The following is a 25,502-nucleotide window of genomic DNA, read 5'->3' as shown; positions in this document are numbered from 1 at the left end:
GAGCTGGCCGCCTTCCTCGCCCCCGAACCCATCCCAGTCCGCCTGTTCACCGAGTACGTCACGTTGCTGGAGGAGCCGCTGCGGGCGGCCGCCGCCGACCCCGACGCGCTGGCCGACACCATCGGCGCGCCGGTCAGCTGTTCCCTGGCCCCGCGCTCCCCCGACGGCTTCCAGCTCCACCGGCTGGTGCAGGCGGTGATCCGCCACCGGCTCGAAACCCGAAGGATTGTTCCTTCAATCAGTGACGAGGACATGGCCGGGTGGGCCGCAGCAATTGGGATGAAGGCTGCGGCCCACTCACCTCAGAGAGATCCGGGGCTAGGAGGTGTGGTCGCGGATCAGTCGTCGATCCACCAGACGTAGTACTTCTTCTCCTGCCCGAAGAATGTCACGGCGGCCAGATCTGATTTGTTGAGCTCCTTGGTGACAGCCTTCGTGTCGTCATCGCTGTTCAAGTCAAATGGAATCTCCTTGAAGTGCCAGTCCTTGTGGTCATGCGAAGGGACATACCAGACATTGAATCGTTTGTGTTGATTTTCCTGTCCGACAGCCGCCACTCTCGCCTTGCGGGCCCTCTTGTCTTTGAGGAGGTGGGTGACGTCCCCCGGTGAGGCGACAGCCGCGAAGGTGTAGTTGTCAGGCACTTCAGGCTTCCTTCCTTCCAGTGTGGGTGAAGCTTCGGGCAGTCCCAATCCTCCGCACCCTGCGTCACGCCAACGTCACCATGCCGTCACCGCCAGTGACCTGCGGAGCCGGGACGGAACGAGATCGTGTGCGACGTCCACCCCGACACGATGTTGGACAACGCCCCAATGCCCCTCATCCGAGAGTCCGTGGACCGGGAGGTGGGCAACATGGCCCGAAACGTCGGTCGGGTCACGGCGGTCCACCCCTTGGCGGTGATGTGGCCGGACCTTCTACTTATGCAAGCCGAGCCGGGGTCCGTTCGTCGTCACGGTGCACCCAACGATGGTCTACCGCATCGGCTGTCCAGTGATTCCCATCCGGCGAGGAGTGTTCGTCGCATTCCTCACCCGCTAGGGCCGCTAGTCCGCTGAGTGGCGCTAGAACCTCCTCAGCATTACCGAGCGTCTCGGGCGCCGCTTGGCCTTGAACGGCCATTCTAGGGCGACTCGCCGGCTTGGAGTGGGCATCGAGGTGGACCCCGTGACAGTGCATCTAACGACCGACAGGCCAGGAACGGCCAAGCAGACAACAAGGGAACCGGTCTACTTCAAAACTGTGGCAAGTTCTCGGCTGCTAACACCAGCGAACCCCAGGAATGGCTGCGAGGGATCATCCCCAGGGGGTACAGGGGTCCCCTCCCCAGGGACCGGCTCAGCGGGGTCGGCGGGCCGCGCCACAGCACGAGCAACTCAACCGCGGGATCCGCCGGCGCACCGACGTCGTCGACATCTTCCCCGACCGCGACGCGCTGGTCCGCCTGGTCGGGGCGGTGCTGGCCCACAACACGGCGAATGGACCGGAGGCCGCCGCTACCTCGGCCTCGACGTCCTCGCCCGCTGCCGGCTGCCGGCTGCCGGCTGCAACCAGTCGACAACACGAACGGATCACCGAGGAGGTGACCATTCCGGCGCTCAGCGCCTGACCAGACCAAGATCACGCGGTAACCGCCAAACACCACGCCCGGGGACTTGACCGTCGCGCGCCATCGTCCCTCTTGCGCCGCTGGCTCCATCGGCACTAGCCCTGTGGGTTGGTGGCGGGCCTGCTGTCGCTCGCCAGCACCAGCGATCCGCGACTCCAAGTCCCGACCTGACATAGCTCTGCCTTGCTGCAACGCCATGCTCCGGGCGAGTGTCCCCGAGTGGGCCGCTCAGGGATAGATCGCCGCCCGACAAGCAACTGGCCGTGCCTCACGGCTCCCTGACGCCTCATGGCATGCCATCGACGACTTTGGCAGGCCGACCCCGGCCGACCTCTGGCGAGTCCTCCTCTGGTAGCTAAGCGGCGATATCACTCCACATAACCCGGTAAGAATTCTGTCGACCATGGCCGGTCAATGCATCGAGTCGGCTGGCCATCTACGCACACTTCCCCATAAGGGTCGACTCCTCGCTCAGAAGGGTCGACACGTGTATAACTTGGAGCCGTCTCCGCTGATTCAAGTTGCAGGGCTTCAGGTAACAGGTAGGAAAGAACGTAGAAATCCCGGTACTGGGTCGGGTGCACCTCCCCAGTGACCGCTAGGGGGCCCGTAGCCTCGGTCAGCGTAAGCGTCTCTTTCCTTCCACTGACGAGCAAATCCGCCTCGAGGTGCCACTTGCATGAGCGCTCGCCGGCGAAAGCCGTAACAGAGAACGCCATCTGTTCGCCTTGGGCAAGGCTGATTGTGTGGGCCGCGAAATACGGCTCGGGAGCACTGCGGGGGGACAATCCATCCCATTCGTGGAAGATTGGGGTTCTGCGATCAAGGTTGACGGTCAACCGCTTCACATCGTTCTGACCTTCGGGAGGAGCGAAGAACACGGCCCCGGAGACCGGCGGTCCACAAGACACGAGCCTTGGGCGAAACTGTGTAATGACTACCGGCTGCGCTCGTTCCCCTCTGAGTGTGAACTGGATGTCCTCTTGCATGAGTCCGTAGGCATCATGTCGCCGTAGCCAATCCGTGTGGCGCGTTTCGTCAGGCGGGTCGACCGGCGTGTCGCGGATGTCGTCAGTAGGCACCGAGGCTGGCGTCGACCACCCGTACAGTGCATCACGCTGAAAGCCCGCCACACTGATGGGCTGTGATGTTGCAACTCGATCTGCCAACTCGTCAGGGTTCAGCCACGAGCGCAGGACGGCTGCGAAGGTTTCGGTTGCGAGACCCGTGACAGCTACAAGTACCGCTCTTAGAAACCAAGCGACCGGCCTTTTCCATAAAGGAGGACGCTCGGCGAGGCGTCCATTGCTCCGGCGACGCCTCGCGGCCGTCTGGCGCGGTCGAGCAACCCTCCTGGCCCCCATCTAACAAGATCACCACCCTGAGTCACTTCCGGATCGACGGCCTCATGCCATCAGAGCCGGATGCAGCATCTACCGACGTATCGCTGTCTCTGGCCGGCGACGCCCCGCCTCGCGGGTCGCCCAACGCGGTCACGCTGAGCCTGCTCAGTCAGCGTCACGGAGACGTCACCGACGTATCACGCCCTTTGGCGGGAGGATTGATATCTCGTCAGCGGAGCATCCGAGCCAATGGTGCAGGCTGACCATGCGACAGCGCGACCGAAACCCACTTCGGAGCCCCGTAAGCACCATTCGGGGCCATGGAGCGACGTGAATCTGCTAGGGAAGAGCAGGGACGACGCTTTGTGATGAGTCAGACCGCAGAGAATGACCAACGAATCAGGAGTCGTTCGGCTTGGTCGCTGTGCCGACCTGCGGCTTGCACCTCACCGGGGAGCGTGGATCCGCCGTGCTGCGGCCGGACGGGCCTGCGTGGGTCGTAATGGCGTTCCCTGAGGAGGTGGACGACGACCAGCACTTGAAGGATCTACCCCCACCTGTCAGCCGATGTCGCACATGGGTTCGCGTGATCCTCACGTATCACCTATGCCTCTGAGGTCAGCATGAGCCTCGATGGAGCGGACAAGCCGACTGTGACGAAGCCCGACGCGAGCCCTACACGTTGGGCCTCGACCGGAGGAGCCTCGGCTGAGCCTGGCTCACGGCTGACCGGCACGGATTGTCAGACCCAATGGTGTACAGCGGAGACGGTCGACACCAACGGCACGCGTGAGCGCCGAGGTGGATGGGCGATTCGCGGCATTGGACAGGGACGGCTCGGTGGATCGCGGCGTTCGTCCCGGCAACTCGGTCTCGTTGGCCCCATGGACGCCTCGCCTTGGAGCCCGAGGTGCGCGCAGTGGTCGACCACCTCGGCCAGCTCCACGGTGACCGCCCACTGATCCGAGCGGCCCATGCTCACCCGGTCGCGGCCGATCAGGTCGACGGCGTCGGCGAGATCGGTGAGCGGCCCGCCGGTCCGCGGCCACAGTCGGCCGACAGTGGCGCAGGCATCGGCGAGTTCGGTGGCGGTCTGCTGCCGGGCGCTGATCGTCGGTGAGCCCGTCTCGACCAGTCCGGTCAGCGCCCGGCCCAGAAGGGTCAGCGCTCCGGTGACGTCCTCGATCGCCGCCGTCGAAATGGGTGCACCGGTCCGCTGCGCAACAACCTCGGCAACGTGCTGGGCGACCTGGGGAATCTGCCCGGTGCCCGAGCCGAGTACGAGCGGACCCTGCAGCTCGGCGAGGTCGCGCTCGGCCCCGACCACCCCGACGTCGCCACCCGGCGCAGCAACCTCGGCAGCGTGCTGGGCGACCTGGGAGATCCGCCTGGTGCCCAAGCCCAGTACGAGATGGCCCTGCAGATCACCGAGGCGGCGCTGGGCCCCAAGCCGCAGATCGCTGTGCGCCTGTACAGCCTCGGAAGAGTCTGCGCCGACCTGGGCGACCTTGCGGGAGCCGCGGATGCCTTCCGCCGGGCCGTACAGATCCACACGGCCGCCTACGGGCCCGATCACCCGAAGGTTGCCACCGACTTGGAGGCCCTCGCCGACGTGCAGAAACGGCAAGGGAACCTGGAGGGGGCGGCCAGCAGCCGGAGCGAGGCACGACGCATCCGACAGCTCCGGTAGCCCGTCACCGCTCAGCACCGCGCGGGGACCTGAGACGTGTTCGGGAGGCGGCGTGTCATGCCACCAGACGCATGGCCAGCAGCCGGCCCTGTGCCGGACGCCACCTGACGGTCACCTCTGCGGGGGAGGCCGCCGGTCCATCCGTGCGGCTGCCGTGCGCCGGTGCCCTATCCGCCCCGCCCGCAGCTGCGGCCGATGCCGGAGTTCACCGGGACCGCGAGCCCGCGGCCGGCCCCGGTGATGCAGGCGCAGGTCCCTCAGAGGGAAAAGTCTGGGTTGATTATGGGCCTCAGACTCGGCAGTGGTGTCCACACCGCACTGACCAGGAGCTTTGCTCCCCCGATTGGACTCGAACCAATAACCCTGCGATTAACAGTCGCATGCTCTGCCAATTGAGCTACGGGGGATCGGCGGGCGTGCCCGCGCGCAGGGACGAGGTTACCCCACGCCGTCCACGCAGCCGCACAGGGCCCTCTGCGTCGCGCGCCACACCGGAACGCGACTACCGTGATCGTCCGGTCCCCCTCGTCTCACCTGGAGGTTCTCCATGGCGAAGCTGTCCTTCCTCGTCGGCTTCGGTGCCGGCTACGTGCTCGGCGCCAAGGCAGGCACGGAGCGCTACGAGCAGATCCGCCGGGCGTGGGAGCAGGCCAAGGACAACCCGCAGCTGCAGGGGCTGGCCGGCATGGCTCAGGCCCGAGCCGACGGCGTGCTCAACTCGGCCCGTGCCCGGGTCGGCCTCGGCGGCTCCAGCGACCGCTCGACGGCGTCCCGCCCGGGCTCGGTGCCGCGGGCCCGCACCGCCCCCGGCACCACCCCGGCGTCGGACACGCCGCTGCCGCCGCCGGACACCTCCGGCGGGCTCTGAGGCCCCGGCGGTCGCGGTAGGCCCCCTGCCGGGGCCGGTCGCGGCCGGCCGGCTCAGCCCGGCTGGTCGGCCGCGACCGCCTCGGCCAGCTGCTGCCGGGCGACCTCGCGCGCGGTGGGGTCGTCGCGGTCGGCGTCGTCGTCGAAGACGACGGTCCACTCCCGCTCCGCCTGACCGGGCAGCCGCCGGGCGACGAGCACGACCCCTCCTCCGCCGGGCAACGGAGCGCGCCGGCTGGCGACCACCGTCTGGTCCACCCGCCGGCGGACGACGGGCGGCAGGCTCCCCGCGTCGGCCAGCGCGTGCCGCTCCACCGGCAGCCGCGCCTGCACCCCGGGCTCGACCCCGGTCAGCGGCGTCACCTCGAAGCGACCGCCGCCGTCGCCGGTCGCCGTCCACCGGGCGGTGCCGACCTCGTGCCACGGCAGGACGCCGACCTCGCCGGCCTGCGGCAGCGCCAGGTCGGCCGGCACGCGGCGCAGCCCACGGGAGGTCGCGACCAGCCAGCCCTCGTCGCGCACGAGCGTTCCCCAGGCCAGCAGCCGCTCGTCGGGGTCGGACGAGGCGAGCACCACCGCGCGGACGAGTTCCGGCGGCCGGGTGAACCGCTGCCGCACGCGGTCGAGCAGGTTCACGCGCCCAGCCCACCCATCGCGCGCTTGCGCAGCGAGATCGCCTGCTGCTCCAGCGCCATGAGCTGGCCGAACGCCTTCATGTACTCGTCGCCGGCCTCGACCGGGTTCATCCGCTGCAACCGGCCCTTGAGCGCGGCCACCTGCCGGACGGTGTGCATCTCCTCCAGCCGGGCCAGCACCGCGTTGACGTAGCCGGCGTCGGCCTCGCCGACCGAGCGCATCGGCTCGACGGCCAGGGCGGTCAGCAGCGCGGTCGCGCTCTCCCGGGTGCAGTGGGCGGCCACCTCGTCCAACCAGGCCGGGCCGGTGACGCGGGTGGCGGCCGCTCCCCCGGCCTGTGCGACCGCGGCGGCCACCGCCGCGTAGTCCGGGTCGGTGTAGGCCTCGACCGGGATCGCGTCGAACGACGGCCCGGCCAGCTCCGGGCTCTGCAGCGCGGCCTTCAGCGCCTCCCGCTCGACCTCGACCGCGACGTCGTCCGGGCTCTTCTGCGGCGTCCGCGCCCGGCCCCGCTGCGGCGGTCCACCGGTGTCCCCGGTGATCCGGCGGACGCGCTCGAGCACCTCGGCCTCGTCGGTGTTGCCGATCATCCCGGCCAGCTGGCGGGCGTAGGCCGGGCGCAGCGCGTGGTCCTTGATCTGGGCGACGAGCGGGGCGGTCTTCTCCAGCGCGGCCACCCGGCCCTCGACGGTGTCGAGGTCGTAGCCGGCCAGCGTGGTCTTCAGGACGAACGCGATCAGCGGCGTCCGGCGGCCCACCAGGTCGCGGACGGCGGCGTCGCCGTGCGCCTGCCGCAGCTCGCAGGGGTCGCGGCCGTCGGGCTCCACGGCGACGAAGGTCTGGCCGACGAAGCGCTGGTCCTCGGCGAAGGTCTTCATCGCCGCGGCCTGCCCGGCGGCGTCGCCGTCGAAGGTGTAGATGACCTCGCCGCGGAACTCGTCCTGGTCCATGAGCAGCCGGCGCAGCACGCTGATGTGCTCGGGCCCGAACGCGGTCCCGCAGGAGGCGACGGCAGTGGTGACGCCGGCCAGGTGGCAGGCCATCACGTCGGTGTAGCCCTCGACGACGACGGCCTGGTGACGGCGGGCGATGTCCCGCTTGGCCCGGTCGATGCCGTAGAGCACGCTGCTCTTCTTGTAGAGCGGCGTCTCCGGGGTGTTGAGGTACTTGGGCCCCTGGTCGTCGTCCATCAGCTTGCGGGCGCCGAAGCCGATGACGTCGCCGGTGATGTCCTTGATCGGCCAGACCAGCCGGCGGTGGAAACGGTCGATGAGCGTGCCCCGGCTGGACTCCTTGGCCAGCCCCGCCGTCACCAGCTCCTGCTGCGTGAACCCGTTGCCGCGCAGGTGCCGGGTCAGCGTGTCCCAGCCGCCGGGGGCGAAGCCGCAGCCGAAGTCCAGCGCCACCTGCCGATCGAAGCCGCGGTCGGCGAGGAACTGCCGGGCCGGCGCGGCCTCCGGGCTGCGCAGCTGCTCGGCGTAGAAGGCCGCCGCCGCGGTGTTGGCCGCCACCAGCCGGGCCCGCTGCCCGGCCTGCGAGCGGTCCGGAGCGCCGGTGGGCCGGCCGCCGTCGTCCTCGTAGTGCAGCTCGACGCCGGCCCGAGCGGCCAGCAGCTCGACCGCCTCGGTGAACGACAGGTGGTCCATCTCCTGCACGAAGCGGATGACGTCACCGCCCACCCCGCAGCCGAAGCAGTGGTAGAGCCCCCGGCTGGGCGTGACGTGGAAGGACGGCGACTTCTCGTCGTGGAACGGGCAGAGGCCCTTGAGGCTGCCCCCGCCGGCGCGCTTGAGCTGCAGGTGGTCACCGACGACCTCGTCGATCCGCGACCGCTCGCGGACCAGGGCGATGTCGGCGGCGCGGATGCGTCCCCGGCCGGCCATCAGCTGCCTCCCGCCGCGGCTGCGCCGCCGGCGACCGCGGCCATCGTCGCCGCCTCGTCGCGGCGGCTCATGACCAGCGCCAACCAGAGCAGGTAGACCTGGTGGTCCAGCGGCAACGACTCGTCCGCGGTCAGGGTGGGGCGGGGCGACCAGCCGCCGGTCGTCCCGGTCTCGGCGATCACCCTCCCGCCGGACCGGTAGCGGTGGCCGCCCTTCCACCGCGAGACCACCTCGGCCTGCACCGGCGTCCCCTCCAGGTCGGCCTCCCAGGTTCCCCTCCAGAAGGAGGTCTGGCGGGCGCGCAGCCGCGCCGTCCCCTCGGGATCGGCCGCCCACCGACCGGTGAGCTCGCGCCTGGCCTTCGCGAGCACCCACTCGCGGTCGTCGACGACGGCCGTGGCCGCCTCCTTCCAGTTCGATGCCCGCAGCGTGGCGACGACGACGCCGTCGCGCAGCACCGGCCGCACGCCCCTCCCCGTGCCGGCGCTGCCGGCCCTGCCCAGCTCGAGCACGCGCCTCACCCGATCCCGGGGGCGCCGGCGACGCTCTCGCCGGTCGCGCGGTAGAGCAGGTAGGCCGCCGTCTCGCGGAAGATGTAGCGGAACTGCGTGGTGCGGGTCTGCACCGCCGGGCCCTGCCGGGTCGGCGAGCTGTCGGCGGTGATGCCGGCGTCCTCGGCCATCCGCTCGGCGCGCATCGCGTGCCACGGGTCGGTCACCAGCACCGCCGAGTCCCAGCCGCGCTCGTCGAAGGCGGTGCCGACGGCCCGCATGCTCTCCAGCGTGTCGACGCCCTCCTCGACGGCCAGCAGCGCGTCCTCCGGGACGCCGGCCTCGGCCAGGTAGGCCTGCCCGGACGCCGCCTCGGTGAACTGGTCACCGTCGGCCTTGCCGCCGACCGTCACGATCACCGGCGCGACCCCGTCCTCGAACAGCTGCAGCGCGTGCTCCAGCCGCGCCTCGAAGATGGACGACGGGACGCCGTTGTACTGGGCCGACCCGAGCACCACGATCGCGTCGGAGTGCGGCTGCGAGTCCTGCCGCGCCGTCCACCAGATCGCCGTCGCGGTGGAGACGACCAGCAGGACGACGGCGAGCACCACGGCGCCCACCACCCGGCCCACCAGGCTCCCCGCGCGCACGCCCACCCGTCATGGGTACCACGCGAGGCCGTCGGTTCGGAGCCGGTGCTACGGGTGTGCCGGGCCACCTCCGCGAGATCTGCACACTCGCCGTCATCGGGGCGCTGATGGGCGCCAGTGCGCAGGTCTCGCGGTCCTCCCTCAGGAGCCGGCGCGGTCCGCTCCCAGCGCCGCGCGGCCGGCCTCGAGCCGGGCCACCGGCACGCGGAACGGCGAGCAGGACACGTAGTCCAGCCCGACCTCGTGGAAGAAGTGCACCGAGTCCGGGTCGCCGCCGTGCTCGCCGCAGACGCCGAGCTTGAGATCCGGCCGCGCCGCCCGGCCCTCCCCGACGGCGACCTCGACCAGCCGGCCGACGCCGGGCCGGTCCAGCGACTCGAACGGCGAGACGCCGAAGATGCCCTTGTCCAGGTAGGCGTGGAAGAACGCGGCCTCGACGTCGTCCCGCGAGAAGCCCCAGGTCATCTGGGTGAGGTCGTTGGTGCCGAAGGAGAAGAACGCGGCCGACTGGGCGATCTCGGCGGCGGTGAGCGCCGCGCGCGGCACCTCGATCATCGTGCCGATGAGGACGTCGAGCTCGACGCCGCACTCCTCGAACACCGTCGCGAGCACCTCCTCCGCCTCCTCGCGGATGGCCTCGAGCTCCTGCACCGCCCCGACCAGCGGGATCATGATCTCCGGCCGCGGGTCGCCGCCGGCCACCTTGCGCTCGCAGGCCGCCTCGGCGATCGCCCGCACCTGCATGGCGAAGAGCCCCGGCTGGACGAGCCCGAGGCGCACACCCCGCAGGCCGAGCATCGGGTTCTCCTCGTGCATCCGCCGCACGGCGGCCAGCAGCCGCAGGTTGGCCTCGTCCGGGTGCCCCTCGGCCTCCGCGACCGCCACCCGCACCGAGAGGTCGGTGAGGTCGGGCAGGAACTCGTGCAGCGGCGGGTCGAGCAGCCGCACGGTCACCGGCAGCCCGTCCATCGCCTCGAAGATCTCCAGGAAGTCCTGCTTCTGCAGCGGCGCCAACGCGTCGAGGGCGGTCTGCTTGCCCTCGTCGTCCTCGGCGAGGATCAGCTTCTCCACCAGCTGCCGCCGGTCGCCGAGGAACATGTGCTCGGTCCGGCACAGGCCGATGCCGCGGGCGCCGAAGCGCCGGGCGCGGGCGGAGTCCTCGGGGGTGTCGGCGTTGGTGCGCACGTCCAGCCGCCGCACCTCGTCGGCGTGGGTGAGGATCCGGTGCACGCTGCGCACCAGGTCGTCGGCCTCGGCGGAGTCCGGGTCGATCTCGCCCTCGAAGTAGCGGACGACGGCGGAGTCCTCGACCGGCACCTCGCCCAGCCACACCCGGCCGGTGGATCCGTCGATCGAGATGACGTCGCCCTCCTCGACGACCGTCCCGCCGGGGGCGGTGAAGCGGCGGTTCTTCGTGTCGACCTGCAGCTCCTCTGCGCCGCAGACGCAGGTCTTGCCCATGCCGCGGGCGACGACGGCGGCGTGCGAGGTCTTGCCGCCGCGGCTGGTGAGCACACCCTCGGCGGCGATCATCCCGGAGAGGTCGTCGGGGTTGGTCTCCCGCCGGACGAGCACCACCTTCTCGCCCCGGTCGGCCCACTGGACGGCGGTCTCCGAGGAGAACACCGCCTTGCCGACGGCGGCGCCGGGCGAGGCGTTCATGCCCTGGGTGAGCTGGGTGGCGTCCCCGCCGGAGACGAACCGCGGGAACATCAGCTGGGCCAGCTGGTCGCCGGTGACCCGCCGGACGGCCTCGTCCATGTCGATGAGGCCCTCGTCGACCAGCTGGGTGGCGATCCGGAAGGCGGCCGCCGCCGTCCGCTTGCCGACGCGGGTCTGCAGCATCCAGAGCTTGTTGCGCTCGACGGTGAACTCGATGTCGCACAGGTCGCGGTAGTGCGACTCGAGGGTGCTCATGATAGACAGCAGCTCGCGGTAGGCGCCCTCGTCGATCCGCTCCAGCTCGGGCAGCGGCACGGTGTTGCGGATGCCGGCGACGACGTCCTCGCCCTGCGCGTTCTGCAGGTAGTCGCCGTACACGCCCTGCTCGCCGGTGCCGGGGTCGCGGGTGAAGGCGACGCCGGTGCCGGAGTCCATGCCCAGGTTGCCGAAGACCATGGCGACGACGTTGACCGCGGTGCCGGCGTCGCTGGGGATGCGCTCGCGGCGGCGGTAGAGGATGGCCCGCTCGGAGTTCCACGAGTCGAAGACGGCGTTGATCGCCAGGTCGAGCTGCTCGCGCGGGTCCTGCGGGAAGTCGCGGCCGCACTGCTCGCGGACGATGGCCTTGAACCGGCCGACGACGTCCTCGAGGTGCTCGGCGTCGAGGTCCAGGTCGGACTCGGTGCCCTGCTCGCGCTTGGCCTCGTCGAGGGCGTGCTCGAACAGCTCGCCGTCGATGTCGAGGACGGTCTTGCCGAACATCTGGATCAGCCGGCGATAGGAGTCCCAGGCGAAGCGCTCGCTGCCGGACTGGGCGGCCAGCCCGCGGACCGACTCGTCGTTGAGGCCGACGTTGAGGACGGTCTCCATCATCCCGGGCATCGAGGCGGCGGCCCCGGAGCGCACGGAGACCAGCAGCGGGTCCGTCGGGTCGCCGAGGGTCTTGCCCATCGCCTTCTCCAGCGCCGTCAGGTGCTCGGTCACCTGGTCGGCCAGCTCCGGCGGGGTGCTGCCGTGCTCAAGGTAGAAGCGGCAGGCGTCGGTGGTGATGGTGAACCCGGGGGGCACCGGCAGCCCGAGGTTGGTCATCTCGGCCAGGTTGGCGCCCTTGCCGCCCAGCAGGTCCTTCTGGTCCTTGTTGCCCTCGCTGAAGTCGTAGACCCACGTGGCCGTCCCGGTACCACTGCCCACCGTGCACCTCCGCGCTCGTCCGCCGGCTGGGTTCGTGCCTACCGGGACGGCGTCCGGGATCTCCCGTCGCCGCCCCGGCGAGCACGGTCCCGAGACGCCGCCATGGGCAGACGTCTCATACGTCATCTCGAGATCAGACAGCGATGGTGGACCACCCGCCTGGAACGCGCCAGACGGACGGCGACCGGGAGCGCGGCCCCCTCCAGGGCACCGCCCCGAGCTCGCGAGGGGTGGGGAGGACGGGGTCCTCCCACGAGGGGCGAGGGGAAGGGTCTCGTTCAGCCGGCGGCGGTCCCGCAGACGCGGGCGCCCTGCTGGCTGACGACGGTGAGGGTGGAGGTGCTGCCGTCGCTCCACGCGACCTCGACGCGCTGCACCGGTGCGCCGTCCACCTCGTCGGCGGTCGTGCCGGTGACCTCACCGGCGCCGCCGAGGGCGTACTCGGCGAGCACCGCCTGCGGCGCCAGCCGCGCCCGCTCCTCCGCGCAGAGCAGCCCGTAGGCGGTCTCGAGGTCGTCCTGGGCGAGCGCGGCGAGGAAGACCCCGGAGACCTCGCGGGCCTGCTCCTCCGGGCTGCCCTTGACCAGCGGCAGGCCGACGGCCATGCCGACGGCGACGGCGACGGTCCCGCCGATCACCGCGAGGATCAGCGCCCGCGCGGGACGGGGGGTGCCGGTGTGCAGCGGCGCCGGGTCGTCGTCGTAGAGGTAGGGGCCGTCACTCATGGCTCGACTCCGGTCCGTGTGCCCGCCGCGCTCGTCGACGCTCATCCGCCGCTCACCAGCAGCTCGGCCCCGGCCGGCGGCCGGGGGTCGTCGCGGTCGGCCAGCCAGCCCTCGGGCAGCGCGACCGGCCGCGGCGGGCTGGTGCGTCCGCGTGGCCCGCCGAGCACCGCCGTCGGGTAGGGCTGGTCGGGGATGCCGGCCAGCAGCTCGGCCAGCTCGTCCAGCGAGCTGACCATCGCCAGCGCCCGGCGGACGTCGGAGCCGACGGAGAACCCCTTGAGGTACCAGGCGACGTGCTTGCGGAAGTCGGTGCAGCCGTGCAGCTCGCCCTGCTCCTCGGACAGCAGCGAGGCGTGCCGGTGCATCACCGCGGCCACCTCGCGCAGCGTCGGCAGCGCGCGGCGGGTCCGCCCGGCGAAGGCGGCCGCGAGGTCACCGAACAGCCACGGCCGGCCCAGGCAGCCGCGGCCGATGACGACGCCCGCGCAACCGGTCTCGGCGACCATCCGCAGCGCGTCGTCCGCCTCCCAGATGTCGCCGTTGCCGAGCACCGGGATGTCGACGGCCTCGACGAGCCGGGTGATCGGGGCCCAGTCGGCCGTGCCGCTGTAGAGCTGGTCGGCGGTGCGCCCGTGCAGGGTGATCGCCGCGGCACCCTCGTCCTGGGCGATCCGCCCGGCGTCGAGGTAGGTGACGTGGTCGGCGTCGATGCCGATGCGGGTCTTCACCGTGACCGGGACGTCCCGGGCGGCGCGGACGGCGGCCCGCACGATGTCGCGGAAGAGCACCCGCCGCCACGGCAGCGCCGACCCGCCGCCCTTGCGGGTCACCTTGGGCACCGGGCAGCCGAAGTTCAGGTCGACGTGCGCCGGGCGGGTGCCGGCGACGCCCTCGTCGACGAGCATCTCCACGGCGCGGCCGACGGTGGCCGGGTCGACGCCGTAGAGCTGCACGGAGAAGGCGTCCGCCTCGTCGGGGGTCGCCCGTACCATCTGCAGCGTCTTCTCGTTGCGCTCGACCAGCGCCCGCGTGGTGATCATCTCGCAGACGTAGAGCCCGGCGCCGAACTCGCGGCACAGCGTGCGGAAGGCCGGGTTGGTGATGCCGGCCATCGGCGCGAGCACCACGGCGGGGTCGACGGTGAGCGCACCCAGGCGCAGCGGAGCCGGGCCGGTCACGGGGGACGACGGCCGCTCGAGGACGCTGCTGCTCACGATCTCCAGGGTAGGTGGCGAGGCAGGTCACCCGGCGCTCGACGGCAGGGGGTGCCCCGTGCGGGGAACCGACTGGGACCACAACCGCTGGTACCACCGCCTGCTGCTCGCCCAGGTCCCCCCGGACGCCACCTGCGTGCTGGACGTCGGCTGTGGCGCCGGGACGCTGGCCCGCCGGCTCGCCCGGCGGGTCGAGCACGTCGACGCGGTCGACCGTTCGCCCGGGATGGTGACCGCCGCCGCGCACGCGGCTCCGCCCAACCTGACGGTGCACCTGGCCGACCTGCGGACGGCGGACCTCCCCGCCGGGCACTACGACGCCGTCCTGAGCTCCGCGCTGCTCCACCACCTGCCGCTGTCCGACGTCCTGCCGCGGATGGCCCGCTGGGTGCGCCCGGGAGGCGTCCTCGCCGCGGTGGCCCTCCCCCGCACCGACCTGCCCCGCGAGCTCGGGGTGGAGCTGGCGGCGGCGGTGGCGCACTCCGCGCTGGGGCTGGGGTTCGCCGCGCTGCGGCCGCTCACCGGCGCGGACCTGTTCCGCCCGGAGGCCACGCACGCCGCCATGCCCGTGGCCGAGCCCGACCGCACCGTCCGGCAGGTCCGCGCCGAGGCCGCCCGCCTGCTGCCCGGCGCCCGGGTGCGGCGGCTGCTGTTCTGGCGGTACCTGCTCCTCTGGCACAGGCCCGCGGCCGAGTGAGCAGTGGCCGTCGTCCCGATCGGCGTGTCCGGCCGTGTCGCCGACCGCAACTGCCCGGTCGGCGCCGAGCCGGCGGGACGGGGCCCTCCCACGGGCCGCGGTGTCGGCCGGTGGGCCGACGGATCACTCAGCAGACGGGCAGGCGGGTCTTCAGGTAGGTCTCGACCTGGTCCAGGCCGACCCGCTCCTGGCTCATCGAGTCGCGCTCGCGCACGGTCACCGCGTCGTCCTCGAGGGTGTCGAAGTCGACGGTGAGGCAGAACGGCGTCCCGATCTCGTCCTGCCGGCGGTAGCGGCGGCCGATCGCGCCGGCGTCGTCGAAGTCGACGTTCCAGTTCTGCCGCAGCTTCGCGGCCAGGTCGCGGGCCTTCGGCGAGAGGTCGGCGTTGCGCGACAGCGGCAGGACGGCGGCCTTGACCGGTGCCAGCCGCGGGTCCAGCCGCAGCACGGTGCGGGTGTCGACGCCGCCCTTGGCGTTGGGCGCCTCGTCCTCGGTGTAGGCCTCGATGAGGAAGGCCATCAGCGAGCGGGTCAGTCCCGCTGCCGGCTCGATGACGTACGGCGTCCAGCGGGTGTTGCTGGCCTGGTCGAAGTAGGTGAGGTCGGCGCCCGAGTGCTCCGAGTGCGTCTTCAGGTCGAAGTCGGTGCGGTTGGCGATGCCCTCGAGCTCACCCCACTCCGAGCCCTGGAACCCGAAGCGGTACTCGATGTCGACGGTGCGCGTCGAGTAGTGGGAGAGCTTCTCCTTGGGGTGCTCGTAGTGCCGCAGGTTCTCCGGGGAGATGCCCAGGTCGGTGTACCAGCGGGTGCGCTCGTCGATCCAGTACTGGTGCCACTGCTCGTCGGTGCCGGGCTCGACGAAGAACTCCATCTCCATCTGCTCGAACTCGCGCGTGCGGAAGATGAAGTTGCCCGGGGTGATCTCGTTGCGGAAGGACTTGCCGATCTGGCCGATGCCGAACGGCGGCTTCTTCCGGGCCGCGCCCATCACGTGGGCGAAGTTCACGAAGATGCCCTGCGCGGTCTCCGGGCGCAGGTAGTGCAGGCCGGACTCGTCCTCGACCGGGCCGAGGTGGGTCTTGAGCATCATGTTGAAGTCGCGCGGCTCGGTCCACGCGCCCTTCGTGCCGCAGTTCGGGCAGCTGATGTCGGCCAGGCCGTTCTCCGGCGCCCGGCCCTTGCGGGCCTCGAACTCCTCCTCCAGGTGGTCGGCCCGGAACCGCTTGTGGCAGTTCTGGCACTCGGTCAGCGGGTCGGTGAAGACGCCGACGTGACCGGAGGCCACCCACACCTGGCGCGGCAGGATCACCGAGGAGTCCAGGCCGACGATGTCGTCACGGCCCTGGACGACGGTGCGCCACCACTGCCGCTTGATGTTCTCCTTGAGCTCGGTGCCCAGGGGCCCGTAGTCCCAGGCGGAGCGGGTGCCGCCGTAGATCTCGCCCGACGGGAAGACGAACCCCCGGCGCTTGCAGAGGTTCACCACCTTGTCGAGGCGGGCGGGGTCGTGCTTGGCGGTGCTGTCGCTCACGGCGAGGGGCTCCATCCGGCTGGCGGTCGGCGGTTGACCCGTCCACGGTAGTTGCCGCCGCTCGGCTGCTCCCCCGCCGCCCGGGCGGGCGTCCCGGCGCGGACGGCTGGTCCCCTCCTGCGGGCCTCGCCCCCTGCCCACGGTGCGGGGCAGCGGTGGAGGTCAGCGCGGGACCGTCCCGCCGGACCACCCGCCGACCTCGCCGGCCACCCGCAGCTGCGCGCCCAGGAACCGGACGTCGCCCGGGAGCGTCGCACCTCGCCACAGCATGACCAGCAGGACCGCACCGAGCACCAGGAGCACGAGCGCGACGGCGAGGATCCACGGCCAGGTGCGCCGACGTCGTCTCGGCTTGGGCCTCGGCCCGACGACGACGCCGGCGCGCAGCGTGCCGTCGAGCTCCAGCGTGCGGTCGGGGTCCCTCGGCGGGGGGCCGTCGAGGTGGACGGTCTGCTCGTCCGGGCGGACCGGTGGCGTGGCGAGCTCGCCCCGCGCGAGCTGCTCGCGCACCGCACGTCCCGGTACTGGCGGCGGTTCGACCCTCATGGTGGGTTCTGCCGCCGGTGGCGTCGCGTCGTCTCGCCTGGGCTCGCTCATCGCGCGTCCTCCGTGCTCGGGGCCCTGGCCTGCACAGGGGATGCCCACGCGGGCGGGCGATCACCCCTCGGGCAGGTACACGCCCGGCTCGTCCAGCGCGTGCACCCACACCGGCGCCCCGGCGAGCTTGACCTCGGCCGCCGACAGCGCCCGGCGGTAGGCGCCGACGCCATCCCACCGGGTGACCAGCGCCCACAGCCCGTCGTCGTCGGTGCAGCGGCCGAGCTCGCCGTCCCGGAAGCCGGGACGGGCGGCGAGCGCGGCCAGCAGGACGTCGACGGCGGCGGCGAACCCGTCGGCGTCGGCCTCGGGCACCCGCATCCGGGTCACCGCGAACACGATCAGCCTCCTCTCGGCGCGGCCCCGCCCCGGGCCTGCGAAGGCCGGGGAGGACGGGTCCTCGTTCAGGCGCTGCCGAAGCGGCGCTGCCGCGAGGCGTACTCCTCGCACGCGGCCCACAGGTGCCGGCGGTCGAAGTCCGGCCAGAGCGTGTCGAGGAAGACGAACTCGGCGTAGGCCGACTGCCACAGCAGGAAGTTGCTGGTGCGGCTCTCCCCCGAGCTGCGCACGAACAGGTCGACGTCGGGCATGTCCGGCTCGTCGAGGAACCGGGCGACGGTGCGCTCGTCGACCCTCGCGGGGTCGAGCCGGCCGGCGGCGACCTCGCGGGCGATGGCCGCGGCGGCGTCGGCGATCTCGGCCCGGCCGCCGTAGTTGACGCACATGGTCAGCGTGAGGACGTCGTTGCCCCTGGTGAGCTCCTCGGCGACCTCGAGCTCCTTGATGACGCTGCGCCACAGCCGGGGACGGCGGCCGGCCCAGCGCACCCGCACCCCGAGCTCGTGCATCTCGTCGCGGCGGCGGCGGATGACGTCGCGGTTGAAGCCCATGAGGAAGCGGACCTCCTCGGGGCTGCGCCGCCAGTTCTCGGTGGAGAACGCGTAGGCGCTGATCGCCTTGACGCCCAGCTCGATGGCGCCCTCGACGCAGTCGAACAGCGAGGACTCCCCCGCCTCGTGCCCGGCGGTGCGCGGCAGCCCGCGCTGCTCGGCCCAGCGGCCGTTGCCGTCCATCACGATCGCGACGTGGCCGGGCACCTTGTCCGGTGGCAGCTGCGGTGGCCGGGCGCCCGAGGGGTGCGGGTTCGGGGCCTTCACCTCTCGACGCGGGACCTCACGCCTCACTCAGCAGACCTGCTTCCCGGCGCGGCGCCGTCGGATCGGACCGGTCGACCAGCGGCAGCGAGCGCAGCCCGCGCTCCAGGTGCCACTGCAGCAGCGCGGCGACCAGCCCGCTGCCCTCACGGCGGTTGGCGTGCTGGCTGGCCTCGGCGGCGTCCCAGTCGCCGGTGAGCAGCGCGTCGAGCAGCTCGATGGTGGCCGGGTTGGGCATCGCCGAGCCGGTCGGGCGGCAGGGCGGGCACACCATGCCGCCGGCGGGCACCGAGAAGTGCCGGTGCGGGCCCTCCTCGCCGCAGCGGGCACAGCCGCCCAGCGCCGGCTCCCACCCGGCGACCGACATGGCGCGCAGCAGGAAGGCGTCGAGCACCAGCGGCGCCGGGTGGGTGCGCTCGGCCAGCGCCCGCAGCGCCCCGATGACGAGGAGGAAGAGCCGCAGCGAGGGCTCCTTCTCCTCGGCGGTGAGCCGGTCCGCGGTCTCCAGCACCGCGGTGCCGGCGGTGTAGGCCGGGTAGTCGGCGACGATCGGCTGCCCGTAGGAGCGGATCGACTCGGCCTGGCTGACGATGTCGAGGGTGCGTCCGGTGTAGAGCTGCAGGTCGACGTGGCTGAAGGGCTCCAGGCGGGCGCCGAACTTGCTCTTGGTGCGGCGCACGCCCTTGGCCACCGCGCGGACCTTGCCGTGCCGGCGGGTGAGCACCGTGACGATGCGGTCGGCCTCGCCCAGCTTCTGGGTGCGCAGGACGACGCCCTCGTCGCGGTACAGCGACTGCGGTGTGGTGGACATCAGTAGCTGCACCCCCCGGCGCCGGCTCGCTCCGCTCCTCGGTCGCCGGCGCTCCCTGCGATGCTCACTCCGCCGCCACCTCAGTACCCCAGCCTGTTCAGCTTCTTCGGGTCGTCCTGCCACTCACCGAGCACCGTGACGTGCAGATCGAGGTGCACGCGGGCGCCGAGCAGCGCCTCGATGCCCTGGCGCGCCTCACTGCCGATCGCCTTGATGACCTGCCCGCCGCGGCCGAGCAGCATCGGCTTCTGGCTCGGGCGCTCGCAGTGCAGCAGCGCGTGGACCTCGACCAGCTCGCCGCCGTCCTGCTTGGGGTCGGGACGGCGGGTCATCTCCTCGACGGTGACCGCGAGCGAGTGCGGCACCTCCTGGAACACCTTCTCCAGGGCGGCCTCGCGGACCAGCTCGGCGATCTGCCGCTCGACGTCCTCGTCGGTGGTCTGCTCCTCCGGGTAGAGCGGCGGGCCCTCGGGCAGCAGGCCGACGAGCAGGTCCTCGAGCAGCTCGACCTGGTCTCCGCGCACGGCGCTCACCGGCACGACCTCGGCGGCCTCGACCAGCTGGCTCGCGGCCAGCAGCTGCTCGGCGACCTGCTTCTTGCTCGCGGCGTCGGTCTTGGTCACCACGACGACGACCGGCGCCCTGACCCCCTGCAGCTGCCGGGCGATGAACCGGTCGCCGGTGCCGACGGGCTGGTCGGCCGGCACGCAGAAGACGACGACGTCGACCTCGGACAGGGTGTCGCGGACGACGTCGTTGAGCCGCCGGCCCAGCAGGCTCTTCGGCTTGTGCAGACCCGGGGTGTCGACCAGCACCAGCTGCCCGCCGGGGCGGTGGACCACGCCGCGGATGGCGTGCCGGGTGGTCTGCGGGCGGTTGCTGACGATGCCGACCTTCTCACCGACCAGGGCGTTGGTCAGCGTGGTCTTGCCCGCGTTGGGGCGGCCCACCAGACAGGCGAAGCCGCTCCGGTAGGGCGGCTGGTCCGGTGGTGTCACGCCCGCCATCCTCCCACCTGGGGACGACACCCCCGCGCCGCCCGTGCCGTCCGGGACGGCTGGGAGGATCGGGTCCGTGGCGGGACGCAGACGGCGGGAGCCGGGCGAGTCGACGGCCGAGCGGACCGCGCGGGAGCGCCAGCGGCACCAGCTGCAGGTCGAGGCGTACCGCTTCTCCCCGGCACGCGGGACCCGACGCTCGGCCACGGTGACACCCGCGCCGCTGCGCTATTGGCAGTACGACCCGGCGCGGCCGTGGCTGGTGGTCACGGTGCTGGCCGTCGTCGCGGCCTGGCTCGGCACCGCTGCCTGGGTCGGTGGACCGTCGACCGTGGCCGGTGAGGCACCGGTCGCCGTCCTCGCCGGGCTGGCCGTCCTCGTCCTGTCGACGACCCGGCTGACCGTCTCGGACGCCGGGGTCTCCTCCGACGCCGCCGGCTTGCTCGGGGCGTCGTCCCGGCACGTGCTCGGCACCAGCCAGGTGCTGGAGGTGCGCCGCGGCACCCCGCCGGCGGGCTGGCCGCAGGCCGCCCGGCGCGGGGGCTGGTGGCCGGGGCGGACGCCGGTCGCCGTCCGGCACCTGTCGGACGACGGCACGACGGAGCAGGCGTTCACCACGCGCGTCCGCGACCCGGAGGCGTTCGCCGAGGCCCTCGGCCGGCCGCTGAGCTGAGCCAGGGCCGACCCGGCAGGTCCCCCGGCGCTCCTCCACCCCCGCTCGCAGGTGGAGGCGGGCGGGGGGGGGGGGGGGACACCCGCTGGGCCCGCCGCCGGCGGGCTGCGCGCGGCCGAGCGGCCAGCCGCGGACCGCAGGTCACACGGTCGTGCGCAGGGCGCCGTCCGGGCCGGCGAGGTGCACCGGGGCGGACGGGGTGAGGTCGCGGACGGCGGCCAGCCCGGCCTCCTCGACGCCGTCGGCGGCCGAGACGACGGCGGCCGCCTCCAGCCCCTCGACCCCGCTGGAGACGGCGGCGGCGACGGCGGCCTGCAGCGCGGACAGCTGCAGCGACGGCAGGGAGACGGTGGCGGCCAGGTAGGTGCGGCCGTCGGTGTCGCGGACCGCCGCGCCCTCCGGAGCGCCGGTGCGGCCGCGCGCGGAGCGGGCCAGGGTGACGAGCTTGGCGTCCTCGGGCTGCAGGTCACTCACGGACCGTCACCCTTCCACGGCGCCGGCGGGCTCCTCGACGCGGGTGGCCCCGGCGGCCGTGGCGCCCGAGGCGGTCGCCCCGTGCGGCTGCGGCTCCCCGTCGTCCGCGGGCTCGGCGGGCTCGGGCGCCCGGCAGACCAGGATGGTGTCGATCCGGTTGCGCCGTCCGCCGGTGCTCTCGGCGACCAGCTTGAGCCCGGCCACCTCGGCCTCGGAGCCCTCGATCGGCACCACGCCGAGCTCGCGGGCGAGCAGGCCGCCGACGGTCTCGACGTCGTCGTCCTCGGGCAGCTCGACGTCGAAGAGGGCGGCGAGGTCCTCGACCGGCAGCCGGGCGGTGATCCGCACCGAGCCGTCGGGCAGCTCCTCGACCGGCGGGCGCTGGAAGCGGTCGTGCTCGTCGGCGATCTCGCCGACGATCTCCTCGAGGATGTCCTCGATCGTCACCAGGCCGGCGAAGCCGCCGTACTCGTCGACCACGATCGCGATGTGGATGCGCTGGGCCTGCATGTCCCGCAGCAGCTCGTCGACCGGCTTGGACTCCGGCACGAACGTCGGCGGGCGCATGAGGTCCTCGACCTTGACGGTGTTCTTCGGGTCCTGCCCGCCCTGGGTCCGGCGGATGAGGTCCTTGAGGTAGATGATCCCGACGACGTCGTCGACGTTCTCCCCGATGACCGGGATGCGGCTGAACCCGCTGCGCATGGCCAGCGCGAGGGCCTGGCGCAGGGTCTTGCTCCGCTCGATCCAGACGACGTCGGTGCGCGGGACCATGACCTCGCGGGCGATGGTGTCGCCCAGCTCGAACACCGAGTGGATCATGTTGCGCTCGCCGGACTCGACGACGCCGCGCTCCTCGGCCATGTCGACCAGCTCACGCAGCTCGACCTCGGAGGAGAACGGCCCGTCCCGGAAGCCGCGCCCGGGCGTGATCATGTTGCCGATGAGGATGAGCAGCGTGGCGATCGGCCCGAGCACCCTGCCCAGCAGCCGGACGACGCCCGCGCCGGCCAGCGCGGTGCCGTAGGCGTGCTGGCGGCCCAGCGTGCGCGGGCCGACCCCGACCAGCACGTAGCTGACGACGGTCATCACCCCGGCCGCGACCAGCACCGCCTGCCAGCCCCCGCCCCAGATCCGGTAGAGGATCACCGCGACCAAGGTGGCGGCCACCATCTCGCAGGCGATCCGCAGCAGGAGCAGCAGCGCCACGTGCCGGGCGCGCTCGGCCACGACGTCGGAGAGCACGCCGGCCCGCTTCACGCCGTCCCGGCGCATCTCGTCGACGCGCGCCTTGGACACCCGCTGCAGCGCGGCGTCCATCGCGCCGAACAGGCCGGCGAACGGGATCAGGCAGACGGCGATCACCAGCAGGGTGATCTCGCCGGAGGTCATCGGTCGACCGGTCCCCGGGGGACGGCCGCACCGGTCATCGGGGCCCGCGGGGCGGCGCGCCAGCCGTCGAGCAGCTTGGTCTGCAGGCCGAACATCTCCTTCTCCTCCTCGGGCTCCATGTGGTCGTAGCCCAGGAGGTGCAGCACGCCGTGCGTGGCGAGCAGGATCAGCTCGTCGTCCATCGTGTGGCCGGCCGCGCGGGCCTGCTTGATGGCGACCGAGGGGCACAGGACGACGTCCCCGAGCAGCGCCGGGCCGGGGTCCGGCTCGTCGGGACGGCCGGTGTCCAGCTCGTCCATCGGGAAGGCGAGGACGTCGGTCGGCCCCTTCTCCCCCATCCAGCGCTCGTGCAGCGTGCTCATGTAGTCCTGGTCGACGCAGAGCACCGACAGCTCGGCCATCGGGTTCACGCCCATCTCGCCCAGCACGTACGTGCAGATGGCGGCGAGGGAGGACTCGTCGACGGCGATCTCGGACTCGTTGGCGACCTCGACGGGCACGGCGCTCAGCTCCCCTGGCGGCGCGGCCGTGACGGCCGGGCCGGCTGCGGCTGGCCGGCCGTCGGGCGGTTCTGGCTGTTGCTGGCGTCCCAGCGCTCGTAGGCGTCGACGATGTCGCCGACCAGCCGGTGGCGGACGACGTCGGAGCTGGTCAGGTTGGCGAAGTGCACGTCCTCGATGCCGTCGAGGATCTCGCGCACGATCCGCAGCCCGCTCTGCGCGCCGCCGGGCAGGTCGACCTGGGTGACGTCACCGGTCACGACGATCTTGGAGCCGAAGCCGAGCCGGGTGAGGAACATCTTCATCTGCTCGGCGGTGGTGTTCTGCGCCTCGTCGAGGATGACGAAGGCGTCGTTCAGCGTGCGCCCGCGCATGTAGGCCAGCGGGGCGACCTCGATCGTCCCCGACTGCATCAGCCGCGGGATCGACTCGGGGTCAACCATGTCGTGCAGCGCGTCGTACAGCGGCCGCAGGTACGGGTCGATCTTCTCGCTGAGCGTGCCGGGCAGGTACCCGAGCCGCTCGCCGGCCTCCACGGCCGGGCGGGTGAGGATGATCCGGTTGACCTGCTTGGTCTGCAGCGCCTGCACGGCCTTGGCCATCGCCAGGTAGGTCTTGCCGGTGCCGGCGGGGCCGATGCCGAAGACGATGGTGTGCGCGTCGATGGCGTCGACGTAGCGTTTCTGGTTCAGCGTCTTGGGCCGGATCGTGCGCCCGCGGCGGCTGATGATGTCGAGGCTGAGGACGTCGGCCGGCCGCTCGGAGCCGCCGGCGCGCAGCATCCCGATGACCCGGCGCACCGAGTCCGGGCGCAGCACCTGACCGGTGCCGAGCAGGGCGATCAGCTCGTCGAACACCGCGACGGCGAAGGCGTTGTCGGCCGGCTGTCCGGTCACGGCGATCTCGTTGCCGCGCACGTGGACGTCGGCGTCGACCTCGTTCTCGACCAGGCGCAGCAGCTCGTCGCCGGAGCCGAGCAGCGAGACCATCGGAACGGAGTCGGGGACGGTGATGGTGGTCCGGACGGCGGCCGGGGCGACGTCCCCCAGGCCGGGCTGTCCGGGGTGGCCGTCGGCGGTTGCGGCTTGCGCCGAGGCCTCACGGGACGTGGGCGCTCCGGGCACGGGGACGTTCGGGGACGAGTCGGGCAAGAACCCTCGACCCTGCCTTCCTGCGAGAGGAGGTGTGGACCGTTCGAGTCTACCCGCGCGCGGAGCCCCGGAACCGCCGTCCGGGACCGTCGCTCGCCTGCCCGGGTACGTCGCCTTCACCGGTCCGTCAGCAGGAGTCTCCGGACCACCGCGGGACGTCAACGCCCTGCGTAGGTGGCCTTCCCCGGTCCGTCGGCGAGGAAGGAGGAGACCGCGCCGCGCAGGTCCTCGGTGGCGAACAGCGCACCGGAGACGTCGGGCACCAGGTCGTCCGCGGCCCGCGCGCCCTGCCGGACGGCGGTGGTGACCAGCTGCTTGGTGGCCGCGTGCGCCACGGTCGGGCCGGCCGCGACCTGGCGGGCGTAGGCGCGGGCGGCCTCGGCGAAACCCTCGTCGGGCAGCACCCGGTTGACCACGTCCCACCGCTCGAGGACGGCGGCCGGGTAGCGCTCGCCGGTGAACACCAGCTCCTTGGCCCGCGCGGACCCGGCCCGCTCGGCCAGCCGCTGCGGCCCGCCCATCGACGGGGTCAGCCCGACGACGATCTCGACCAGCCCGAACGACGCCCGCTCCGCGGCCAGCAGCACGTCGCAGGCCAGCGCCAGCTCGAACGCGGCGGTGAGGGTCAGCCCGTGCGCGGCGAAGACGGTGGGCACCGGGAGGTCCTCGAAGGTCTGCGCCACGCGCAGCAGCCGCCGCCACAGGTCGGCACCGCGCTCGGCGGGCTCGGGGCCCTCGGCGATGTCGCGGAACACCGTGACGTCGACGCCAGCGGAGACGACCTTGCCGCGCGCCTCGACCAGCACCGCCCGCGCCCGCGCGGGGTCGGCCGGGTCGGTGAGCCGGACCAGCTCGTCGGCGACCGCCTCGATCGCGTCGAGCACCGGGGCGTCGAAGAGGTTCAGCGGCGGGTTGTCGAGGACGACGACGGCGACGTCGCCGTCCCGTTCGATGCGCACGGGCGTCGTGCCGCTGGTCGTCGTGTCGCTGGTCGTCGTGTCGCTGGTCCTCGTGTCGCCGGTGGGGGTGTCGGTCATGCCCGGCAGCCTGGCAGACGCCGGAGCCGGGTACGCGGGGTCGCATGGCCGACCGCTCCCTTACGCCCTGACCTCGGCCGCCGTCACGGCCACCGCCGTCCTCGGCGGATCGGCACGGCGACCGGCACCCGCTGGTACCGCGCGCTCGACAAGCCGCCGTGGCAGCCGCCGGCGTCCGCGTTCGGGCCGGTGTGGACGGCGCTGTACGTGCTGCTCGCCCTCGCCGGCGGCCGGTCGCTGGCCGGGTCCGGCGGGCCGGCACGGCGGGCGTACCTGCGCGCCTACCTGGCCAACCTGGCGCTCAACACCGGCCGGACCTGGGTCTTCTTCCGCGCCCGGCGACCGGTGGCCGCCACCGCCGAGGCCGTGCTGCTGGCCGCGTCGACGGCCGACCTGGCCGCCGGTCGTGGGCGGTCGACCGCCGGGCCGGCGCGGCGCTGGTGCCCCATGCGGTGTGGACGTCGTTCGCGGCGGCGCTGAGCGGGGCCATCGCCCGCCGCAACCCACGCTGAGCGGTACCACCGTT

Annotated in this window: 25 protein-coding genes, 1 tRNA gene and 2 pseudogenes; 8 read left to right on the top strand and 20 right to left on the bottom strand. The window is 72.5% G+C overall.

Features of this window, described 5'->3' with window-relative positions:
- Positions 1 to 363, top strand: a pseudogene (locus tag ACI79G_RS22010) (FxSxx-COOH system tetratricopeptide repeat protein); the annotation flags it as partial.
- Here the strand turns inward: ACI79G_RS22010 and ACI79G_RS22005 are convergent.
- On the bottom strand, positions 339 to 644 hold the full coding sequence (locus tag ACI79G_RS22005) for a hypothetical protein (RefSeq protein WP_456883170.1): 306 nt from the start codon (positions 642 to 644) through the stop codon (positions 339 to 341). The pseudogene ACI79G_RS22010 and the gene ACI79G_RS22005 overlap by 25 nt on opposite strands.
- 725 nt (positions 645 to 1,369) lie before the next feature.
- Here ACI79G_RS22005 and ACI79G_RS22000 point away from each other — a divergent pair.
- The 3 genes and pseudogenes from ACI79G_RS22000 to ACI79G_RS21990 all read left to right on the top strand — a co-directional run.
- Positions 1,370 to 1,659: pseudogene (locus tag ACI79G_RS22000) on the top strand (transposase); the annotation flags it as partial.
- A 2,203-nt stretch (positions 1,660 to 3,862) separates the two neighbouring features.
- Positions 3,863 to 4,072 carry a hypothetical protein gene (locus ACI79G_RS21995; protein ID WP_456883169.1) on the top strand — a complete coding sequence of 70 codons (210 nt, stop codon included), beginning with the start codon at positions 3,863 to 3,865 and terminating at the stop codon, positions 4,070 to 4,072.
- Between the two features lie 117 nt (positions 4,073 to 4,189).
- Positions 4,190 to 4,642, top strand: coding sequence for a tetratricopeptide repeat protein (locus ACI79G_RS21990; RefSeq protein ID WP_456883168.1), 453 nt, complete (start codon positions 4,190 to 4,192; stop codon positions 4,640 to 4,642).
- A 334-nt stretch (positions 4,643 to 4,976) separates the two neighbouring features.
- Here the strand turns inward: ACI79G_RS21990 and ACI79G_RS21985 are convergent.
- A tRNA-Asn gene (locus tag ACI79G_RS21985) sits at positions 4,977 to 5,049 on the bottom strand.
- A gap of 140 nt (positions 5,050 to 5,189) precedes the next feature.
- Between ACI79G_RS21985 and ACI79G_RS21980 the strand changes: the two genes are divergently transcribed.
- Positions 5,190 to 5,510 (top strand): hypothetical protein, encoded by a 321-nt coding sequence (locus ACI79G_RS21980; protein WP_456883167.1) that lies wholly within the window; start codon positions 5,190 to 5,192, stop codon positions 5,508 to 5,510.
- A gap of 53 nt (positions 5,511 to 5,563) precedes the next feature.
- Here the strand turns inward: ACI79G_RS21980 and ACI79G_RS21975 are convergent, their stop codons facing one another.
- The 7 genes from ACI79G_RS21975 to dusB form a co-directional block, all read right to left on the bottom strand.
- Positions 5,564 to 6,145, bottom strand: a complete 582-nt coding sequence (locus ACI79G_RS21975; protein ID WP_456883166.1) for a hypothetical protein — start codon at positions 6,143 to 6,145, stop codon at positions 5,564 to 5,566.
- Entirely contained in the window at positions 6,142 to 8,028 is a 1,887-nt protein-coding gene (dnaG, locus tag ACI79G_RS21970) for a DNA primase (RefSeq protein WP_456883165.1), read from the bottom strand. The genes ACI79G_RS21975 and dnaG overlap by 4 nt, the downstream gene beginning before the upstream one ends.
- Positions 8,028 to 8,549 (bottom strand): hypothetical protein, encoded by a 522-nt coding sequence (locus ACI79G_RS21965; protein WP_456883164.1) that lies wholly within the window; start codon positions 8,547 to 8,549, stop codon positions 8,028 to 8,030. Before ACI79G_RS21965 ends, dnaG begins: the two co-directional genes overlap by 1 nt.
- The gene (locus ACI79G_RS21960; protein ID WP_456883163.1) at positions 8,546 to 9,175 is read right to left on the bottom strand and encodes a YdcF family protein; all 630 of its coding nucleotides are present in this window, start codon (positions 9,173 to 9,175) and stop codon (positions 8,546 to 8,548) included. Before ACI79G_RS21960 ends, ACI79G_RS21965 begins: the two co-directional genes overlap by 4 nt.
- Before the next feature lie 135 nt (positions 9,176 to 9,310).
- Positions 9,311 to 12,022, bottom strand: a complete 2,712-nt coding sequence (gene ppdK, locus ACI79G_RS21955; protein ID WP_456883162.1) for a pyruvate, phosphate dikinase — start codon at positions 12,020 to 12,022, stop codon at positions 9,311 to 9,313.
- 278 nt (positions 12,023 to 12,300) lie between these two features.
- On the bottom strand, positions 12,301 to 12,747 hold the full coding sequence (locus tag ACI79G_RS21950) for a hypothetical protein (protein ID WP_456883161.1): 447 nt from the start codon (positions 12,745 to 12,747) through the stop codon (positions 12,301 to 12,303).
- A gap of 41 nt (positions 12,748 to 12,788) precedes the next feature.
- Positions 12,789 to 13,961: a tRNA dihydrouridine synthase DusB gene (gene dusB, locus ACI79G_RS21945; protein ID WP_456883160.1), complete on the bottom strand. Its 1,173-nt coding sequence runs from the start codon at positions 13,959 to 13,961 to the stop codon at positions 12,789 to 12,791.
- A 58-nt stretch (positions 13,962 to 14,019) separates the two neighbouring features.
- On the opposite strand from dusB, the gene ACI79G_RS21940 reads away from it, so the two are divergent.
- On the top strand, positions 14,020 to 14,658 hold the full coding sequence (locus tag ACI79G_RS21940; protein ID WP_456883159.1) for a class I SAM-dependent methyltransferase: 639 nt from the start codon (positions 14,020 to 14,022) through the stop codon (positions 14,656 to 14,658).
- A gap of 127 nt (positions 14,659 to 14,785) precedes the next feature.
- On the opposite strand, the gene ACI79G_RS21935 is transcribed toward ACI79G_RS21940, so the two are convergent.
- The 6 genes from ACI79G_RS21935 to era form a co-directional block, all read right to left on the bottom strand.
- Entirely contained in the window at positions 14,786 to 16,189 is a 1,404-nt protein-coding gene (locus tag ACI79G_RS21935) for a glycine--tRNA ligase (RefSeq protein ID WP_456883158.1), read from the bottom strand.
- A 162-nt stretch (positions 16,190 to 16,351) separates the two neighbouring features.
- Positions 16,352 to 16,699 carry a hypothetical protein gene (locus ACI79G_RS21930; RefSeq protein ID WP_456883157.1) on the bottom strand — a complete coding sequence of 116 codons (348 nt, stop codon included), beginning with the start codon at positions 16,697 to 16,699 and terminating at the stop codon, positions 16,352 to 16,354.
- A gap of 147 nt (positions 16,700 to 16,846) precedes the next feature.
- Positions 16,847 to 17,125 (bottom strand): antibiotic biosynthesis monooxygenase family protein, encoded by a 279-nt coding sequence (locus tag ACI79G_RS21925; protein ID WP_456883156.1) that lies wholly within the window; start codon positions 17,123 to 17,125, stop codon positions 16,847 to 16,849.
- A 65-nt stretch (positions 17,126 to 17,190) separates the two neighbouring features.
- The gene (locus tag ACI79G_RS21920) at positions 17,191 to 17,943 is read right to left on the bottom strand and encodes an isoprenyl transferase (RefSeq protein WP_456883155.1); all 753 of its coding nucleotides are present in this window, start codon (positions 17,941 to 17,943) and stop codon (positions 17,191 to 17,193) included.
- Between the two features lie 16 nt (positions 17,944 to 17,959).
- Positions 17,960 to 18,751: a DNA repair protein RecO gene (recO, locus tag ACI79G_RS21915; RefSeq protein ID WP_456883154.1), complete on the bottom strand. Its 792-nt coding sequence runs from the start codon at positions 18,749 to 18,751 to the stop codon at positions 17,960 to 17,962.
- A gap of 80 nt (positions 18,752 to 18,831) precedes the next feature.
- Positions 18,832 to 19,758 (bottom strand): GTPase Era, encoded by a 927-nt coding sequence (gene era, locus ACI79G_RS21910; RefSeq protein WP_456883153.1) that lies wholly within the window; start codon positions 19,756 to 19,758, stop codon positions 18,832 to 18,834.
- A 67-nt stretch (positions 19,759 to 19,825) separates the two neighbouring features.
- Here era and ACI79G_RS21905 point away from each other — a divergent pair, with 67 nt between their 5' ends.
- Entirely contained in the window at positions 19,826 to 20,422 is a 597-nt protein-coding gene (locus ACI79G_RS21905) for a hypothetical protein (RefSeq protein WP_456883152.1), read from the top strand.
- 141 nt (positions 20,423 to 20,563) lie between these two features.
- On the opposite strand, the gene ACI79G_RS21900 is transcribed toward ACI79G_RS21905, so the two are convergent.
- The 5 genes from ACI79G_RS21900 to ACI79G_RS21880 all read right to left on the bottom strand — a co-directional run bounded on the left by ACI79G_RS21900 (position 20,564) and on the right by ACI79G_RS21880 (position 24,976).
- Complete coding sequence (locus ACI79G_RS21900; protein WP_456883151.1) at positions 20,564 to 20,896, bottom strand: cytidine deaminase; 333 nt, start codon at positions 20,894 to 20,896, stop codon at positions 20,564 to 20,566.
- A gap of 6 nt (positions 20,897 to 20,902) precedes the next feature.
- Positions 20,903 to 22,288: a hemolysin family protein gene (locus tag ACI79G_RS21895; protein WP_456883150.1), complete on the bottom strand. Its 1,386-nt coding sequence runs from the start codon at positions 22,286 to 22,288 to the stop codon at positions 20,903 to 20,905.
- Positions 22,285 to 22,788, bottom strand: coding sequence for an rRNA maturation RNase YbeY (gene ybeY, locus ACI79G_RS21890; protein ID WP_456883149.1), 504 nt, complete (start codon positions 22,786 to 22,788; stop codon positions 22,285 to 22,287). Before ybeY ends, ACI79G_RS21895 begins: the two co-directional genes overlap by 4 nt.
- A gap of 5 nt (positions 22,789 to 22,793) precedes the next feature.
- Positions 22,794 to 23,939, bottom strand: coding sequence for a PhoH family protein (locus ACI79G_RS21885; RefSeq protein ID WP_456883148.1), 1,146 nt, complete (start codon positions 23,937 to 23,939; stop codon positions 22,794 to 22,796).
- A 158-nt stretch (positions 23,940 to 24,097) separates the two neighbouring features.
- The gene (locus tag ACI79G_RS21880) at positions 24,098 to 24,976 is read right to left on the bottom strand and encodes an enoyl-CoA hydratase/isomerase family protein (RefSeq protein WP_456883147.1); all 879 of its coding nucleotides are present in this window, start codon (positions 24,974 to 24,976) and stop codon (positions 24,098 to 24,100) included.
- A 108-nt stretch (positions 24,977 to 25,084) separates the two neighbouring features.
- On the opposite strand from ACI79G_RS21880, the gene ACI79G_RS21875 reads away from it, so the two are divergent.
- Entirely contained in the window at positions 25,085 to 25,456 is a 372-nt protein-coding gene (locus tag ACI79G_RS21875; RefSeq protein ID WP_456883173.1) for a TspO/MBR family protein, read from the top strand.
- Positions 25,457 to 25,502 lie beyond the last annotated feature (46 nt).

Source organism: Geodermatophilus sp. SYSU D00779, assembly GCF_054050595.1.
Note: the sequence above shows the minus strand (reverse complement) of the source record. Positions and strands in the feature narration are given on the sequence as shown.